This is a genomic window from Streptomyces sp. NPDC107517, assembly GCF_055582645.1.
This window is the reverse complement of the sequence record NZ_JBVJPM010000014.1, coordinates 67,330-82,352: the sequence shown is the minus strand read 5'-3', so window position 1 is coordinate 82,352 and position 15,023 is coordinate 67,330. Positions and strand designations below refer to the sequence as shown.

Below are 15,023 nucleotides of genomic sequence, written 5' to 3'. Positions count from 1 at the left end.
GATGGCTCTGCTCCGGGTCAAGGACCTCACCGTCACCTACAGCCCACGCGGCTCGCGCGCCGTACGAGCCGTCGATCGCGTCAGTTTCGAGGTCGGCCAGGGCGAGTTCGTCGGCCTGCTCGGCGAGTCGGGCTGCGGCAAGTCGACCCTCGGCAACGCGATCCTGCGGCTCCTGGAGAAACCCGCCGCGATCAGCGGCGGCAGCATCGACTTCGACGGGCGCGACATCACGCACGCCGACGAGGACGAACTGCGGCCGCTGCGCTGGGCCGACCTGTCGACCGTGTTCCAGTCCAGCATGAACTCGCTCAACCCGGTGATCACCGTGCGCGAGCAGTTCGCCGACACCTTCGCCGCGCATCCCGAGGCCGCGGGAGAAGACCTCGACGTGGACGAACGGGCGGGCGAACTACTGGAGTTGGTCTCACTCGAACGAGGTGTGCTCAGACGCTACCCGCACGAGCTGTCCGGTGGCATGAAGCAGCGCGTCGCGCTCGCACTCGCCCTGGCGCTGCGGCCGAAGTTCGTGCTCCTGGACGAACCGACCACCGGCCTCGACGTGGTGGTACAGCGTGACATCCTCGACCGGCTCCGGGACCTGCAGCGGCAGCTCGGGTTCGCCGTGCTCTTCATCAGCCACGACCTGGGCACGGTCATGGAGATGGCGGACCGGGTGCTCGTCATGTACGCGGGCGAGATCGTCGAGAACCAGCCCGCCGCCGACATGGTCGCCGCCCAGCTGCACCCCTACAGCACCGGGCTGCTCGGCTCGTACGCCGACCCGCGCGACGAGGTCGTCCAGGTCGCCTTCATACCGGGCCGGCCGCCGGACCTGTCCCGCGAGCACACGGGCTGCCTGTTCGAACCGCGTTGTCCTGTCGCCGTCGACGCCTGCCGCACCGAGCACCCCGCGCTTTTGCCCGCCGCACACGGCGAGGCCCGCTGCCTGCTGGTCGAGCAGTCACAGGGCGCCGCGGCCCGGCCGGAACAGGCGGCCGCCGCCGACCGCCCCGCCTCGGTCTTCTCCGCCGTCTCCGGTGCCGGCGCGCGGGACTCGGACCACGTCGAACCGGTGCTGGTCGTGGACCACGCCAGCAAGACGTACAAGACGAGGCGCGGTCTGCGGACCACATCCGTCCGCGCCGTTGACGACGTGTCGTTCGCACTTCGGCCGGGGCGGGTCAGCGCCCTCGTCGGCCAGAGCGGATCCGGCAAGACCACCATCGCCCGGATACTCACCGGGGTGGAGCGGCCCACCAGCGGGTCCGTGCACTTCAAGGACGGCCGCGTGGACACGTTGCGGCGTCGCGCCCTGCGCCGCTACCGGCGGCATGTACAGCTGGTGTTCCAGGACCCCTTCTCCGCGCTCAACCCCTCCCGGACGGTCGCCTACGCGCTCAGCCGGCCGCTGCGGAACCACCTGGGCATGGACCGCGAACAGGCCCGTGCCCGCGCCGCGGAACTCCTCGAAACCGTCGGCATGAGCCCCGCGGAGCAGTATCTGGACAAGCTTCCCAACCAGCTCTCGGGCGGGCAGCGGCAGCGGGTGGTCATCGCGCGTGCGCTCGCGCCGGAGCCCGAAGTACTGGTCGCCGACGAGCCGATCTCCATGCTCGACGTGTCCATCCGTGCCGAGATCGTCGAGCTGCTCGACCGGCTCGTACGCGACCGGGGCATCGCGATGCTCTACATCACGCACGACCTGCTCAGTGCACGGCTTCTCGCCGACGAGGTACTCGTGCTCAACAAGGGCGTCATGGTCGAGCGGGGACCCACGCTCGACGTGATCGGCGACGCCAAGGACCCGTACACGCGCAAACTGCTCGCGGCGATCCCCCGGCCGGGCGGATCGCGAACGGAACCCGCCAGAGCGTGACAAGGGTGGCTCGCCCCGTGAAGGGGTGAGCCACCCGCTGAGCCAGAGGTGCACGAACGCGGCCGACCGCGAGGTCACCCATGCCTGCGGGCCGCACACAGCAGACGGCTGCGGTGCCAGGTCCTTCCGTGTGGATCACGCGAGCTCGCGGGTTCCGGCACGCCCAGGAGCGGGTGCCGACGTGCGGCAGCAGACAGGCACCACCGGCAGATCGCTGCCCCCGTGGTCCAGCGGCGCCGGCGTGCCGGGGCACGCTCGCGGTGTGCACGAGGTACCCCAGTGCGCCCTCGAAAGTCGGCCAGGTCAGCGTGGCCTGGCCGACCCCACAGGCATCGTGCAGCTGGTCCGGAGGAACCGGCGCACGCGCAGCGTCCGTCAGACGCTCACTTCGACGAGGACCGCCGAGGGCTGGGGCAGGTCAAGCATGAGGACGGCACCCTCCGGTGTGTACTCCAGCGACACGGGCTCGGCCACCAGCCGGTCCGCGGCCCTCAGCTGGTCCCACTGCTCGTCGCTGGGCCACTCGCCCACCCCGAGGCGGCCGGCCAGCGTGGTGACGTCGCCGTGCTCGGCGTCCAGGCGCGTGACCCGGGCCGTGGCCCCCTCGCCGAGGCCGTCGATGCGCAGCTTGACCCCGCGCGCCAAGGCGGCGTCGCCCTCGGCCTTTTCCTGGTCGAGGGTGTGGTTCCAGAGCAGGATGCCGAGCGAGCCGTCGTCATGCCGGGAGGCCCACGACTGCACGAGCCCGTCGGCGCCGTCGCCCTGTGCGCTCACCGGAAGCTGGCAGTCCCCGAGGCGGGAGAGCAGATACAGCGCGTGGTAGCGCGCCTTCGCGATGCCACCCACCGTGATCAGGCCGAAGCCGCCGTGCAACAGCCTCGGCGGGCGGCCGAGCTCCTCGAAATGGTCACTCGCCACCCAGTACGAGAGTGCCTCCAGCCGCCCCGCCGCGGAACGCATCCCGTGCAGCAGGAACGTGGCCGACGAGACGGTGTCGTTGACCGGATGGAAGTGGGACGGCGTCACACCCCACTCGGTCCACAGGATGCGCGCATCGCTGCCATGACGCTCCAGGGTGGGGCGCAGATCCAACGGCGCGTTGCCGTACGTGTGGGTGGTGACGAAGTCGACCGGTGCGCCGGAGCGGGCGGTGTGCTCAAGGAGTTCGTCCACCCAGCCCGCTGCCGCCGAGGACGGGCCGCCCACGGCGAGGCGCGGGTCGACCGCCTTCACAGCAGCGGCCGTCACGTCGTACAGACGCATCCACACGTCGCGCGTACCGGACCAGAACACCCCGAGGTTGGCCTCGTTCCACACCTCGAAGTCCCAGCCGAGCACCTCGTCCTCGCCGTAGCGGTCCATCAGGTGTCGTACCAGGGCGCTGATCAGGCCGGCCCAGCGGTCCCAGTTCCTGGGCGGCGACACAATGCCGCGGTACTCGAACACGGTCTTGTCGGTGTCGCTCGCCAAGTCCCTCGGCATGAAGCCGAGTTCGACACACGGACGCAGTCCGATCGCCGTGATCCGGTCGTACACCTCGTCGACGAGGGTGAAGTCGTGCACGGGCTCGCCGTCGATCTCGCGATAGACGCCCAGGTCGTCGTGGAGGATCGAATGCGCCCGCACCGCGTGGACGCCGACCTCGTCGTGGACCCGGCGCAGTGCGGCCTCCAGCTCTGTGCCGACCACCCTGCCGCCGGTGGTGTCGGTGCACAGGAGCTGGCTGAGCCGCTCGCTGCCGATCATCGGCTGCCACGGCCGGGACAGCCGCTCGCCGTCAGCACTGGCATCGACCGCCAACTCGACCTGGGGGACGGCGCCTTCGGCCTTCGCCGATCCTCCCGTGACCACCTCGCCCGGTGCGCCGTGCTCGGTCACGGTCGCAACGGACGCGACGGCGTAGTCGTAGACGACTCCCGGCCCGCCGGTCGTGTCGACGTACCAGACATCCGGGATGGCGAGTACGTCGCGGCCGAAGTGGTCCACCGGCGTCAGTTCATCCCGCGGTGCACCCGCAGGGGCACGGAACACCAGGTAGCCGATGGCACCTTTGACGGGCTGCCAGCGCAGCAGGACGTGTCCGGTGCCCTGCGTCAGGGTGAGTCCGGTGGGTGGCGGCAGCTTCGGGACAGAGGCCTCAGCGCGGTGGTCGGACCGGTTGCCGATCCGCTGTTCCCAGTCCTCGCGGGCCTTGGGGTCGCGGTCCGTGCCGCTCTCGCAGTCGGTTCCCTCAGGGCGCTCGATGCCGGTGCTCATCAGTCCTCCAGGCGGTCGTACGCAGATGTGCCCCTGGTCCCGGAAGCCCACGGGACGTGCAGGGAATCGGCTGTGAAACCGGTTTCCTGGTACCTCACAGCACCTCGGGCAGCTTGTCAAGACTGTGATCCACCCACCGCTCCCGCACCGAACGATGCTTGTACGTCCAGGCAGTTGGCGCATCGGCCGGTGCCGCTCAACGCCCGTCGGAGGCTCCGCCACAAGACCTCGGAGCGACGCCGTTCACGACGCGCGGTACTCGCGCGGCGGCATACCGAAGTGCGCGCGGAAGCGCCGGGAGAGGTGGAACTCGTCGGCGAAGCCCAGAGTCCGGGCAATCTCACGATGCGTCATGTCGGTGAGCCGCAGCAGCGTGGCGGCCGCCTGCAGACGCCGCGCACTGCGGAAGGCGGACGGCGTCTGGCCGACCTCCGCGGTGAAGTGGCGACGGAACGTGTCGTACGTCAGACCCGACTCCGCAGCGAGAGCCCGCAGGTCCACACCTGCGGTGAGGTCGTCCGACAGGCGACTCACCGCGTGCGCGACCTCGGGGCTGAAGTCAGGGCCGGAACCCGTGTGCGCCTCGCCCGTGTCCGCCGCATCGACCAACCAGTCGACCAGTGCGAGCAGTTGGTGCTCAGCGGCCCGCTGCGAGCGCGGCGGGGTCCGCAGCACACTGCGCAGCGCCTCGATCGACGGCACGGGGCGCGGGTAGCGCGGGCCCGCGACATCGAGCCCGCACAGCTCTGCCACGGAGTCGAAGAGCGGTCCCGTGAAGACGACGAAGAGCTCCGTCCATCGCCGGCCCGGGTCGGTTCCGTACCAGTGCGGCACGCCGGGCGGCACGATCGTGTGGGCGCCCGGCACCAGCCGCTCCTGGCGCCCCGCGGCGTCGCGGTAGCTGCCCTCGCCGCCCAGGATGACCGAGAGAACGTACTGGTCCATGACCCTCAGGGACGACGGCATGATCGGCTCGTCGTCAATCACCTCCCCCGCGAGCACCACCTGACCGAGCCGCGTCACGGGCCCCTCCGAGACCGCGACGACCGTACGCATACCCATGCCGGCGACTGTATCGGCGCCAGAACGTCCATGTCCCTGCCGCCCCCGTACATTCCGCGGCCGTCGCCCGCGGTCCTAGCGTCGAGGGCGTACGGATCACCCGCACGAAACACTTCCGTCAGGCATGCCCCAGGAGGCACACCATGGCAGTAGCCGACGCTGCACGCAGCACTCTCGTGACACCCGAAATGCGCGAACAGTACGAAACCGAGGGCTACTTCGTCCTCGAGCGCGTGCTCACCGACGAGCAGCTCGAGCTGCTGCGCGGCGGCGCGCAGTACTCGATCGACCGGCTCGACGCCGCGATGGACGCGGCCGGCGTCGACCGGATCGGAATCAACCACCGCGGCAAGCGCTACTTCAGCAACATGATCTACCAAGACCGCCCGGAACTGCGGCAGTTCCTCTTCAGCGACACCATGGCCCAGATCTGCGAGGCCACCCTGGGCAAGGACGCCTACCTCTTCTGGGAGCAGTACGTCATCAAAGCGGGCGACCCGGAGACGTCGTTCTCCTGGCATCAGGACTCCGGCTACGTGCATGAGGACCACGAGCCCTATGTGACCGTCTGGATCGCCCTCGACGACGTCACCGAGGACAACGGCCCGGTCCGTCTGCTGCCGTACTCACGCTCGGGGATCAAGTCGTACGTGAAGCACATCACGGACCCCTCGACCAACGACAGGGTCTGCTACTTCGGCTCCGACCCGGGCATCCCCATGACCGCTCCGGCCGGCTCCGTCGTCGTGTTCTCGAGCGTGGTGATGCACTGCAGCGGCCCCAACCTCACCGACCGCAACCGGCGGGTCTACATCGCGCAGTACTCCAAGGAGGTCATCACCGCCAAGGACGACGCGGCCACCCCCCAGGGCGCCGTCGAACGGTTCCTCGACGGTGGCGAGGTCGTCGCGGAGATCTGACACGAAGGACACGGCAGACACGGCAGACAGAGGGAGATGCGATGAGCGAGGCCGTCCGGCGACCGACACCCCGTCCCACCTACGACCACCCCACCGTCATCCGCCAGCAGGACGCGGCCCGCCATCTGTGGGGCGACTCGGACGGATCCGGATACGTCAGCGACCAGGTCTACGTGTCGTCGGCGGACCTGCATGTACTGCACTTCACCCTCCCCCCGCGCGGCAGGTACGTGCACTCGGCCATGAACCCCACGGTGTTCGGCGCCGACGTCGCGTACGTCGTGCTCGCAGGGGAACTCGTTCTCATCGACCCGGAGAACGGCGAGGTGCGTCCGCTCAAGGCGGGGGACGTCGGATTCTTCCGTCGGGACACCTGGAACCACGCGATGAACCCCCGTCACGAGCCCGTACACGTACTGGAGTTCTTCTCACCGCCGCCGTCGCGCAACACCGCGTCGCCCTATGCGCGCAGCAAGCCCCTCCTGACACAGACGCGCTACCGCGACTCCCGTTGGGACAACAAGTGGCCGGCGGCGAAGGCCGAGCGTGACGCCGCCGCCCGCATCCATGTGGTGCGGGAGGAGGACCATCTGCACTGGCTGCCCGAGGACAACGGCGGGCATCTCGCGGGAACGGCGGTCGACACCGAGTATCTGACCGTCACACGCGGGCACCTCTCACCCGGACACATGGGAGAGGAGCACACCGCGCACGACGAGACCGTCCTGTACGTCACGGACGGCGCCCTGCATCTTCATCTGCCCGCCTACGAGGGACCGGCGTGGCACCGCCTCGAACCGGACGACGCGGCCTACCTGCCGAAGGGCACCGTGTACCGGCTCGTGGACGTCGACGGCAACGGAGCCCGCTACTGGGCCGGGGCGGGACGCGTACCGGTCGGATGGCAACCGTGAGCACGCGGACGACCGGCTCACCGACCGGACGCCCACGGGTCGCGGTGGCCCTCGACGTCGGGGGCACCACGCTCGTCGCCGGTCTGGTGACCGCCGACGGCACCGTGCTGCGCTCAGCAGCACGCCCGACGGCAGAGCACGGGAGGCGGGATCCAGAACTCGCCGGCACCGTCGCGATGGCACGGGAGATGACCGAGGCGGCTGCCGCCCTGAACGCGGAGATCGTCGGAATCGGCGCCGGACTCCCCGAATTCGTCCATACGAACCGGAAGTTGACCAGCCACGACGTCCTTGACTGGACAGCCCAGCCCGCGGACCTCCTCGCCCCGCTGGCGCCCGGACGGGCGGTGGTCGTGGAGTCGGACGTACGCTGCGGCGCACTGGCCGAAGCCAGGTGCGGCGGCGGCCGTGGGCTCGGCTCGTTTCTCTACGTCTCGCTGGGCACCGGCCTGTCGGCCACGTTCGTCCAGTGCGGGCAGGTGTGGGAGGGGCACCGCGGGGAGGCGGTGGCGCTGGGAAGCTGGGAGGTCCCCGCATCCGTCGATCCGACGTTCTCCGCCGCCGTGCGCGACGGACGTATCCCGAACCTCGAAGACTGCGTATCCGGGGCCGGCATAGCCGCCGGTTACGCAGCGGCCACCGGAGCCGACGTCACCGAGGCGCGGCAGGTGACGACACGGGCCGTTGCCGGTGACCGGACGGCGGCCGCCCTACTCACCACGGCCGGCCGGGCACTCGGCACCGCACTGGCGTGGACGGTGTCACTGCTCGACCCCGAGGCGATCGTCATCGGCGGCGGACTCGGCACCGCCGGAGGGCTGCTCCACGAGGCTGCGCAGGAGGCCTACGCGGAGACTTCCCCGCGCCCGGGCCGGCCACCACTGCGCTGCGCTGAACTCGGTGACCGATCCGGGCTCGTCGGCGCGGCACTGGCCGTTTGGGAACAGCCGCCCGGGTGACTCCCGCTCCCCCGCCGGATCCCTGCCGCCAGCCCCTCGGCGGACGCTGTGACCGAGACCGCAGAGCCATCCGTCTGGATCAGGCCGGACCAGGCCCCGCGAGCCCGGCCTGATCCAGACGTGAGGCCCTAGTCCCAGCCTCCGAGTAGGCCGCCGTTCAGCTGTGCCGTGCAGATGTTGTAGCTGCCGGACGCGTGCCCCTTCTTCGTCTCGTCACCGATGGTCACAGAGCAGTTGATGTCCCCGCCGCCCTGCAACTGTGCCGTGATGTGGAAGTACAGGGCGTCATCGTTCAGCGGCAGTGTCTTCGTCATGGGCAACCCGGAGCCGTCACGGTTGTCGCTGTCACTGCCGTACGTCGTGTCGACGCCGGACGGCGCCGACCCCCACACCTTGAACACGACCTTGCCCGACGGCGCCTTGTCGGCGGCCGGCTTCTCAGCGGGGGCCGCAGCCTTGGGCTTCGCCGTCTTCGTGACCGTCACCGTCGGCGCCGGCTTCACCTTGCCGTCCTTCGCGGCTGCGCGCTCCGTCACGGTGACCGTCGGCGCGGGCTTCGCGTCCGCAGCCGTCTTCTCCGCGCCGCTCCCGGATGTTCCGATGCCGACACCGAGGAACAGGATCACGAACGCCGCCGGGATGACGAACCGCTTCTTCGCCCACTTCGGCCCACCCGACGGCGGCCGAGACCCGGGCCCCGGCATGGCCGGCCCAGGCGGCGTCGGACCCTGGAACTGCGGCTGCTGCGGCGGCGGTTGGTTGTACGACATGAGACCCCCCCATGAGATGTGCGGTGACACATGACGGTAAGGGTGGATGTAGCGAACATGTCGACGCAGTGATGAGATTGTGATGAAAGGGTGAAGGCTCAACTTGCGGGCTGTGTCGGCAAGTCGTCGGGGGCACAGCGGCTGTCCTGGCGGCGCACACGGCCGCGCACTTGGGGGTGCTCTTGTAGATGACGGTCACCGGACTTTTCCGGGGACTGCCCTGCCGGAGCTGCAATGTCCGCGGGCCCCACGACGGACTGTTCCGGAGGCATCGCGAGAGGCCGTCGGCGCAGATACTCGGATCAGCCTTTGCTGCTTCGATCCGTGGCGCGGCTGGGCGGAGCTGCGCGTCATTGCTACGAACCAGCTCCACACCCACCCCGCCTACGCGCTCGCCGCAAAAACTCGGAGAGCGGCTCCAAGTCGAGAGGGAAGAACGATGACCAGCCAGCCTTCAAGGCCACGCCCTCCAAAGAGCGATGACCAGCCAGCCTTCAAGGCCACGCCCTCCGATACCCGAGCAGACCTTCCTGGCGCCATGCTGCGGCACGCCGGACCAGGCGACATGGGCGGCAACAGTGAAGGAGGTCAAGGAACAAGCGAGAGCCGTGGCTGAGGCGGAGGCCGGCCGGTCATCGGGGAAGCCGCGGCGCGTCTTGAAGACGGGCCAGGGCACGCGCACCGTGTCCGGCGGTCTGCCTTCCCTGGGCAAACGGGCCTGAGCCCTCCGGAGCCTGTCACCCCAAGAGGACCGTGAGACGGCACCGTTCCCGGCAAGGAGACACTGGGCGTGTGCCGTCGAAGGCTGAGTGCCGACCGGCTGGGAGCGGATACTCGGAACATGGAACTCGTGTTCTTCATGACCTTGCCCGGGTTGGTCGTCCTGCTGACGCTGGTGGCCTTCGCCGATCAGCTGCTGTTGCGCGCGGGCCGGGCCGGCATGTTGCCCTGGCGGAACAGCGCGCGCCAGGGGCAGATATCCGCGACGGGGTTCGAGCAGCTTCACGCGACCCTTTCGCCGGGCAAGCAGAATGAGCTGAAGGAGCGGCAGTCGGCACTTGTCATGCCGGATGAGGAAGATGACGGAGCACCGCCGAACAGGACAACGGTGAACCTGGACGCCGGAACCGTGGTCGTCCGAATGCCGCGCCTCAACCCGTAGGAGCGGGGCCCAACCGCTCAGGAGGCCGCCGAGCGCCTCGGCCCGTACCCCGGCCGGTCCGGTTCACAGACTGCGGACCAGGCCGCCGTCGACGCGCAGTGCGATCCCGGTGATGTAGGAGGCAGGGGCGCCGCACAGGAAGGCGGCCGCCGCTCCGAACTCGGCGGGGGTGCCGTAGCGGCCCGCGGGGATCGTGGCCTTGGAGGCGGCCTCGACCTCGGTGACGGGGCGCTGCTCGCGTTCGGCCCGTGCGGCGTCCAGCGCCGCCACCCGGTCGGTGGCGATCCGCCCGGGCAGCAGCAGGTTGACGGTGACTCCGTCCGCCGCCACCTCGGTGGCGAGGGTCTTCAGGTACGCGGCCAGGGCGGCGCGTCCGGCGTTGGAGAGGGCGAGCCCGGGCAGTGGCGCGGCGATCCCGCTGGAGCCGATCGCCAGGATGCGGCCCCAGCCTCGGCGCCGCATCGCGGGCAGGACCAGTGCCACCAGCCGCTGTTGGGCCAGCAGCAGCGAGTCCACCGCAGCGGCGAGGTCGCCTGTGTCCAGGTCCGCGGCGGTGCCCGGCCGGGGGCCGGGTCCGTTGAGGATCAGGATGTCCGGGTCGCCGTACGCTTCGCGGGCCGCCTCGACCAGCGCGTGCGGCCCGCCCGGGGCGGACAGGTCGGTCTGGACTGCGACCGCCTCGGGCAACTGGGCGGCGATCTCCTCGGCGAGCTCGCCTCGTCGCCCGGCCACCACGACCGAGGCGCCTTCGGCGGCCAGCGCTTCGGCGACGGCACGGCCCAGGCCGCCCGTGGAGGCGGCGACCAGTGCGACACGGCCGCGCATACCGAGGTCCATCAGTGCACCTCCTTGGGCAGCGCGGCGAGGTGCCGTTCCAGCTGCGGGATCAGGGCCTCCGGCAGCCGCGGGGCCGGCGGCCGCACCCCGGACTCCGTGATCAGGCCGCGCCGCCGGATGGCCTCCTTGCGCAGCGCGAGGCCGATCCCGGCCTGGGCCTCGAAGTTGACGAGCGGCAGATACGGCAGGTAGGCCTCCCGGGCCGCGTCGTGGCCACCACTGCGCCAGGCCTCGACGCAGGCGATCAGGCCCTCGGGGCAGGAGAAGCCGGTCATCGCCCCGGCGGCACCGGCCGCCAGTTCGTCGAGGAGGCCGAGGCCGCCCAGGCCGCCGAAGACCGGCACGTCGAGTTCGGCGGTGAGGCCGGCGACGGCCGCCGGGGTGGGCGGTGCCTCGGCCTTCACCGCCACCGCCGAGGGGACCGCGTGGACGGCGCGGACCAGATCGGCGGTGCGGATGGCGACCCGGCTGGTCTCCGGGTAGTCCTGGACCACGATCCCGGCGCCGGTGGCGTCGTGGACCGCGTTGAGGTGGGCCGCGACCACCTGCGGGTCTGGTGAGTTGACCTGCACCATCAGTCCGGCGAGGCGGTCTCCGACTACCTCGCGAACCAGCCGGGCCTCCTCCAGCACCGGTGCGGTGGCGAGTCCGGTGACACCGACCACCAGCGGGAGGCCGACCGCGTCGACCACCGTCTCCAGCACCGTGCGGCGCTCCCCGGCGGAGAGCCGGGCGGCCTCGCCGAAGACTCCGAGTACAGTCAGACCGGTGGTGCCGATCTGCTCGTAGTGCTCCACCAGTCCGGTCAGGCTCGGCTCGTCCACCTCAAGAGTGGAGCCGTGGAAGGGTGTGGCGACCACACCCCACACACCGGGTGCGAGCTTCTCGGGCATCTGTGCGCTCCCCGCTCCCGTCATCGTCCCGGCCAGACCGGCGGGCGCTTCTGCTGGAAGGCGAGCACGCCCTCCTTGCCGTCCTCGCTGTCGAGCGCCGCCATCAGCGCGGGGGTACGCAGCTTGTGGGCGTCCTGCGGCGAGAGCCCGCTCCCCCGCTGGACCATCTGCTTGATGGCACGCAAGGAAGTGGGGGCGCAGGCGAGGATGTCGGCGACCCAGCGGTCGACGGCCTCGTCCAACTGCTCTGCCGGAACCACCTCGTTGACCAGGCCCATCCGCTGCATCTCTTCGGCACAGGCGCGACGGCCGGTGAGCAGCAGCCCCATCGCCTGGGTGTGCGGCAGCCGGCGGACCAGCTGGAAGACCCCGCCGTCCAGCGGGATCCGGCCGACCCTCGGCTCGGTGAGGCCGAACCGGGCGTGGTCGGCGGCGATGACGATGTCGCAGCCGAGGACCATCTCCATGCCGCCGCCCAGGGCATAGCCGTTGACGCGGGCGATCACCGGGACGTCGAGGGTGGTGCGCAGGCCGAGACCGCCGAAGCCGTTGGGGTCGAGGCCGGCCCAGTACTCCAGACCGGTCTTCTCCACGGCGTCGGCGGACATGTCGGCGCCCACGCAGAACGACCGCTCCCCGGCACCGGTGACGACGACCACCCGGACCTCGGGGTCGGCCTCGATCTCGGCCCAGATCTCGCCGAGACGGGTGTGTGTCTTGACGTTCACCGCGTTGAGGACGGCGGGGCGGTCGATGGTGACCCGGGCGATGTGCCCGTCCCGTATGTAGCGGACCTCGTCGGTCATCGCAGCACCTTCTTCTGGCGGAGCAGTTCGATCTGCTCGGCGGTGTAGCCGAGTTCGCCGAGCACCTCGGCGCCGTGCTCGCCGAGCCGCGGCGGGACACGGCGGACTGTGGCGGGTGCGGCGGAGAGGTGGAGCGGGGCGTTGAGGGCACGGATCCGGCCGGCGGCGGGGTGGTCCATCTCGACGATCATGTTGTTGACCGCAGTCTGCTCGTCGTCAAGGGTCTCCTCCAGACTGCGCACGGGGGCGCAGAGGATGTCCTCCTCCTCGAGCCGCTTGACCCAGTGGTCGGTGGTGTTGCCGGCCACGGCCTCGGCGAAGATGCGCTGCAGCTCGGGGCGGTGGGCGAACTGCAGGTCGAGGGTGGCGAATTCGGGACGTTCCCCCAGGTCCTCGTCGAGTTCGAGGGCGCGGCTGATGTGGTGCAGCGGGTCGGCCTTGAATCCACCCACCATGATCAGTGCGCCGTCCGTGGTGGGGAAAACCCCCGTCAGCGGCATCGCGGCCCAGTTGATCTCGGAGCCCCGGTTGAGCTGCTGGCAGGCCTCCTGCATCTGCATGTGGAGCATCGAGTCGTACATCGACACCTCCACCTTCTGCCCCTCTCCGGTGCGGTCGCGGTGCAGCAGGGCCAGCAGGATGCCCTGGAGCAGGTGCATGCCGGTGGTGTAGTCGCAGAGCGTGGTCGGGTAGAGGGTGACCGGGTCGTCCTCGGACACCCGGCGCCACATCACGCCGCTGTACGCCTGGGCGATCGCGTCCTGTCCGCCCTTGTGGGCGTAGGGGCCCTCGGTGCCGAAGCCGGTGCCGGAGGCCCAGATGATCCCGGGATTGAGCGCACGCAACGCCTCGTATCCAAGACCGAGGCGTTCCATCACTCCGGCCCGGAAGTTGCTCACCACGACGTCGGCGGAGCGCACCAGTTCCTGGACGGCCTCGCGGCCCTCCTCGGTGCGGGTGTCGATGGCGATGCTGCGCTTGTTGCGGTTGATCGACAGGAAGATGGGGTTGTCCAGGCCGGCCTCGTCCGGGATCGAGGTCCGGGAGATGTCGCCGGTGCCGGGACGCTCCACCTTGATCACGTCGGCGCCGTAGTCGCCCAGCAGCTGGGTGCAGGACGGGCCCATGAAGACCTGGGTGAAGTCGATGACGGTGATGCCGCTCAGCGGCTGTGCGGCGGCGGTCATGCCACGGCCTCCTCGGTCTGGTCGACCGTCGTGTTCTCGTCGAGGGTCGCGTTCTGCGCGGGTACGTCGCCGGGGTCGGCGCCCTGTTCGCGCATCCGGCGCTGGATGACGGCCGGGTCCACGTCGCGGACCGCGACGCCCTGCTCCACGGCGGTGGCGGCGGCGATGCCGGCTGCCTGGCCCATGGCCATGCAGGGCGGTATCTCCCGGGACATCCGCTGCGCCTCGGGCGTGGCCGAGTAGTGCCGTCCGGCGACCAGCAGCTGGTCGACGTCGCGCGGCAGCAGGGCGCGGTAGGGCGTGTAGTAGTCGCGGCCTCGGGAGACGCTGTCCGCGAAGTGGCGGCGGGAGGTGACGTCGTCCTTGGTGACGACGTACTCGCCCTGCAGCAGCCGGGTCTGACGGACCCCCATCTGCTCGGCGACGTCGAGCAGATAGGCGTTCCCGAAGCCGGGCAGGTCGGACTTGATGGAGTCGAGGACCGCGCCGATCCGGGCCCGGGCCTCGAACTCTGCCTCGGTGAGGGAGACCGGGTCGGTGCCGTCGAAGCCGGTCAGGTGCGGCGCGTTGCACCACACCACACCGGGCACGGGCGTCTTGAGCCACCACAGCTCCCAGGCACCGCCGAGCAGCCGCTTGATCTTGCGGTTGATGGCGCGCGCTTCGCGCGGGTTCTCCTGCTCGAAGCGCTCCGCTGTCGCGGTGTCCACTCCGCCGAGCCGGAAGACCAGGGTGACCAGATAGTTGTCCTGGGCGTACGAGGCGCCGGCCCGGGAGGCGACGTCGATGTCGCCGGTGGTGTCGATGACCACGTCGCCCATGACCGCCTGCGGGCCGGACTTGGTCTCGCAGACCACACCCTTGACGGCGCCGTCCTGGACCACCGGCCGGGAGAACCAGCTGTGCAGCCGCAGATTGACCCCGCTCTCGCGGACCAGGTCGTTGGAGACCCGCTTCCAGCCGTCCGGGTCGAAGGCGACGGCGTAGCAGATCGGCTTGGGGTTGGTGTGGGAGTGGAAGTTGAAGGCGCCCCAGCGCCCCCACTTGGCCCACATCTCGGGTGAGGAGTAGCGCTCCTCGGGGGGCGGGTAGACGGCGAGGCCGAGCTTGGCCATCCGTTCGACGTACTCGTCGACGATGCCGGTGACGGTGATCTCGTTCCCGTTGATCATGTCGTCGAGGACCAGGACCATGCCGCCGGAGGCCAGGCCGCCGAGGGCCGAGTAGCGCTCCAGCAGGGTCACACTGGCGCCGGTGCGGGCGGCGGCCACGGCCGCGCTGACACCGGCCGGTCCGCCGCCGACCACGATCACGTCGGACCGCTGGACCACGGGTGCCTCGACGGCGTCGAGAGAGACGGTCTGGGGCATCTGACTTCCTT

At 70.3% G+C, this 15,023-nt stretch carries 13 protein-coding genes; 5 read left to right on the top strand and 8 right to left on the bottom strand.

Features of this window, described 5'->3' with window-relative positions; genetic code table 11:
* Position 1: 1 nt before the first annotated feature.
* Entirely contained in the window at positions 2-1,876 is a 1,875-nt protein-coding gene (locus ACZ67T_RS28875; RefSeq protein WP_469987921.1) for an ABC transporter ATP-binding protein, read from the top strand.
* A gap of 375 nt (positions 1,877-2,251) precedes the next feature.
* Here the strand turns inward: ACZ67T_RS28875 and ACZ67T_RS28870 are convergent, their stop codons facing one another.
* Positions 2,252-4,132 (bottom strand): GH39 family glycosyl hydrolase, encoded by a 1,881-nt coding sequence (locus ACZ67T_RS28870; protein WP_469987920.1) that lies wholly within the window; start codon positions 4,130-4,132, stop codon positions 2,252-2,254.
* A 243-nt stretch (positions 4,133-4,375) separates the two neighbouring features.
* A complete protein-coding gene (locus ACZ67T_RS28865) occupies positions 4,376-5,194 on the bottom strand; it encodes a helix-turn-helix transcriptional regulator (protein WP_469987919.1) in 819 nt (272 codons plus the stop codon).
* Between the two features lie 143 nt (positions 5,195-5,337).
* On the opposite strand from ACZ67T_RS28865, the gene ACZ67T_RS28860 reads away from it, so the two are divergent.
* The 3 genes from ACZ67T_RS28860 to ACZ67T_RS28850 are packed head-to-tail and all read left to right on the top strand — an operon-like array spanning position 5,338 to position 7,987.
* The gene (locus tag ACZ67T_RS28860; RefSeq protein WP_469987918.1) at positions 5,338-6,114 is read left to right on the top strand and encodes a phytanoyl-CoA dioxygenase family protein; all 777 of its coding nucleotides are present in this window, start codon (positions 5,338-5,340) and stop codon (positions 6,112-6,114) included.
* Between the two features lie 41 nt (positions 6,115-6,155).
* Positions 6,156-7,028 carry a cupin domain-containing protein gene (locus ACZ67T_RS28855; RefSeq protein WP_469987917.1) on the top strand — a complete coding sequence of 291 codons (873 nt, stop codon included), beginning with the start codon at positions 6,156-6,158 and terminating at the stop codon, positions 7,026-7,028.
* The gene (locus ACZ67T_RS28850; RefSeq protein ID WP_469987916.1) at positions 7,025-7,987 is read left to right on the top strand and encodes an ROK family protein; all 963 of its coding nucleotides are present in this window, start codon (positions 7,025-7,027) and stop codon (positions 7,985-7,987) included. The genes ACZ67T_RS28855 and ACZ67T_RS28850 overlap by 4 nt, the downstream gene beginning before the upstream one ends.
* A gap of 128 nt (positions 7,988-8,115) precedes the next feature.
* Here the strand turns inward: ACZ67T_RS28850 and ACZ67T_RS28845 are convergent, their stop codons facing one another.
* Positions 8,116-8,757, bottom strand: a complete 642-nt coding sequence (locus tag ACZ67T_RS28845) for a hypothetical protein (RefSeq protein WP_469987915.1) — start codon at positions 8,755-8,757, stop codon at positions 8,116-8,118.
* 841 nt (positions 8,758-9,598) lie between these two features.
* On the opposite strand from ACZ67T_RS28845, the gene ACZ67T_RS28840 reads away from it, so the two are divergent.
* Positions 9,599-9,919 carry a DUF6191 domain-containing protein gene (locus ACZ67T_RS28840; RefSeq protein WP_469987914.1) on the top strand — a complete coding sequence of 107 codons (321 nt, stop codon included), beginning with the start codon at positions 9,599-9,601 and terminating at the stop codon, positions 9,917-9,919.
* A 63-nt stretch (positions 9,920-9,982) separates the two neighbouring features.
* Here the strand turns inward: ACZ67T_RS28840 and ACZ67T_RS28835 are convergent, their stop codons facing one another.
* From ACZ67T_RS28835 to ACZ67T_RS28815, 5 genes are read right to left on the bottom strand one after another with little or no spacing between them, the layout of a single operon-like run.
* Positions 9,983-10,756, bottom strand: a complete 774-nt coding sequence (locus tag ACZ67T_RS28835) for an SDR family oxidoreductase (protein ID WP_469987913.1) — start codon at positions 10,754-10,756, stop codon at positions 9,983-9,985.
* Positions 10,756-11,649 carry a dihydrodipicolinate synthase family protein gene (locus ACZ67T_RS28830; RefSeq protein WP_469987912.1) on the bottom strand — a complete coding sequence of 298 codons (894 nt, stop codon included), beginning with the start codon at positions 11,647-11,649 and terminating at the stop codon, positions 10,756-10,758. Before ACZ67T_RS28830 ends, ACZ67T_RS28835 begins: the two co-directional genes overlap by 1 nt.
* Before the next feature lie 20 nt (positions 11,650-11,669).
* Positions 11,670-12,455 (bottom strand): enoyl-CoA hydratase-related protein, encoded by a 786-nt coding sequence (locus tag ACZ67T_RS28825; RefSeq protein WP_469987911.1) that lies wholly within the window; start codon positions 12,453-12,455, stop codon positions 11,670-11,672.
* Positions 12,452-13,642 carry a CaiB/BaiF CoA transferase family protein gene (locus tag ACZ67T_RS28820; RefSeq protein WP_469987910.1) on the bottom strand — a complete coding sequence of 397 codons (1,191 nt, stop codon included), beginning with the start codon at positions 13,640-13,642 and terminating at the stop codon, positions 12,452-12,454. The genes ACZ67T_RS28825 and ACZ67T_RS28820 overlap by 4 nt, the downstream gene beginning before the upstream one ends.
* Positions 13,639-15,012, bottom strand: coding sequence for an FAD-dependent oxidoreductase (locus ACZ67T_RS28815; RefSeq protein ID WP_469987909.1), 1,374 nt, complete (start codon positions 15,010-15,012; stop codon positions 13,639-13,641). The genes ACZ67T_RS28820 and ACZ67T_RS28815 overlap by 4 nt, the downstream gene beginning before the upstream one ends.
* Between the last annotated feature and the right edge of the window lie 11 nt (positions 15,013-15,023).

Coding starts and splice junctions, on each gene's coding strand:
- ACZ67T_RS28865 (WP_469987919.1), bottom strand. CDS start 5,194: ATGGGTATGCGTACGGTCGTCGCGGTCTCGGAGGGGCCCGTGACGCGG.
- ACZ67T_RS28820 (WP_469987910.1), bottom strand. CDS start 13,642: ATGACCGCCGCCGCACAGCCGCTGAGCGGCATCACCGTCATCGACTTC.
- ACZ67T_RS28870 (WP_469987920.1), bottom strand. CDS start 4,132: ATGAGCACCGGCATCGAGCGCCCTGAGGGAACCGACTGCGAGAGCGGC.
- ACZ67T_RS28845 (WP_469987915.1), bottom strand. CDS start 8,757: ATGTCGTACAACCAACCGCCGCCGCAGCAGCCGCAGTTCCAGGGTCCG.
- ACZ67T_RS28815 (WP_469987909.1), bottom strand. CDS start 15,012: ATGCCCCAGACCGTCTCTCTCGACGCCGTCGAGGCACCCGTGGTCCAG.
- ACZ67T_RS28855 (WP_469987917.1), top strand. CDS start 6,156: ATGAGCGAGGCCGTCCGGCGACCGACACCCCGTCCCACCTACGACCAC.
- ACZ67T_RS28840 (WP_469987914.1), top strand. CDS start 9,599: ATGGAACTCGTGTTCTTCATGACCTTGCCCGGGTTGGTCGTCCTGCTG.
- ACZ67T_RS28835 (WP_469987913.1), bottom strand. CDS start 10,756: ATGGACCTCGGTATGCGCGGCCGTGTCGCACTGGTCGCCGCCTCCACG.
- ACZ67T_RS28825 (WP_469987911.1), bottom strand. CDS start 12,455: ATGACCGACGAGGTCCGCTACATACGGGACGGGCACATCGCCCGGGTC.
- ACZ67T_RS28875 (WP_469987921.1), top strand. CDS start 2: ATGGCTCTGCTCCGGGTCAAGGACCTCACCGTCACCTACAGCCCACGC.
- ACZ67T_RS28860 (WP_469987918.1), top strand. CDS start 5,338: ATGGCAGTAGCCGACGCTGCACGCAGCACTCTCGTGACACCCGAAATG.
- ACZ67T_RS28830 (WP_469987912.1), bottom strand. CDS start 11,649: ATGCCCGAGAAGCTCGCACCCGGTGTGTGGGGTGTGGTCGCCACACCC.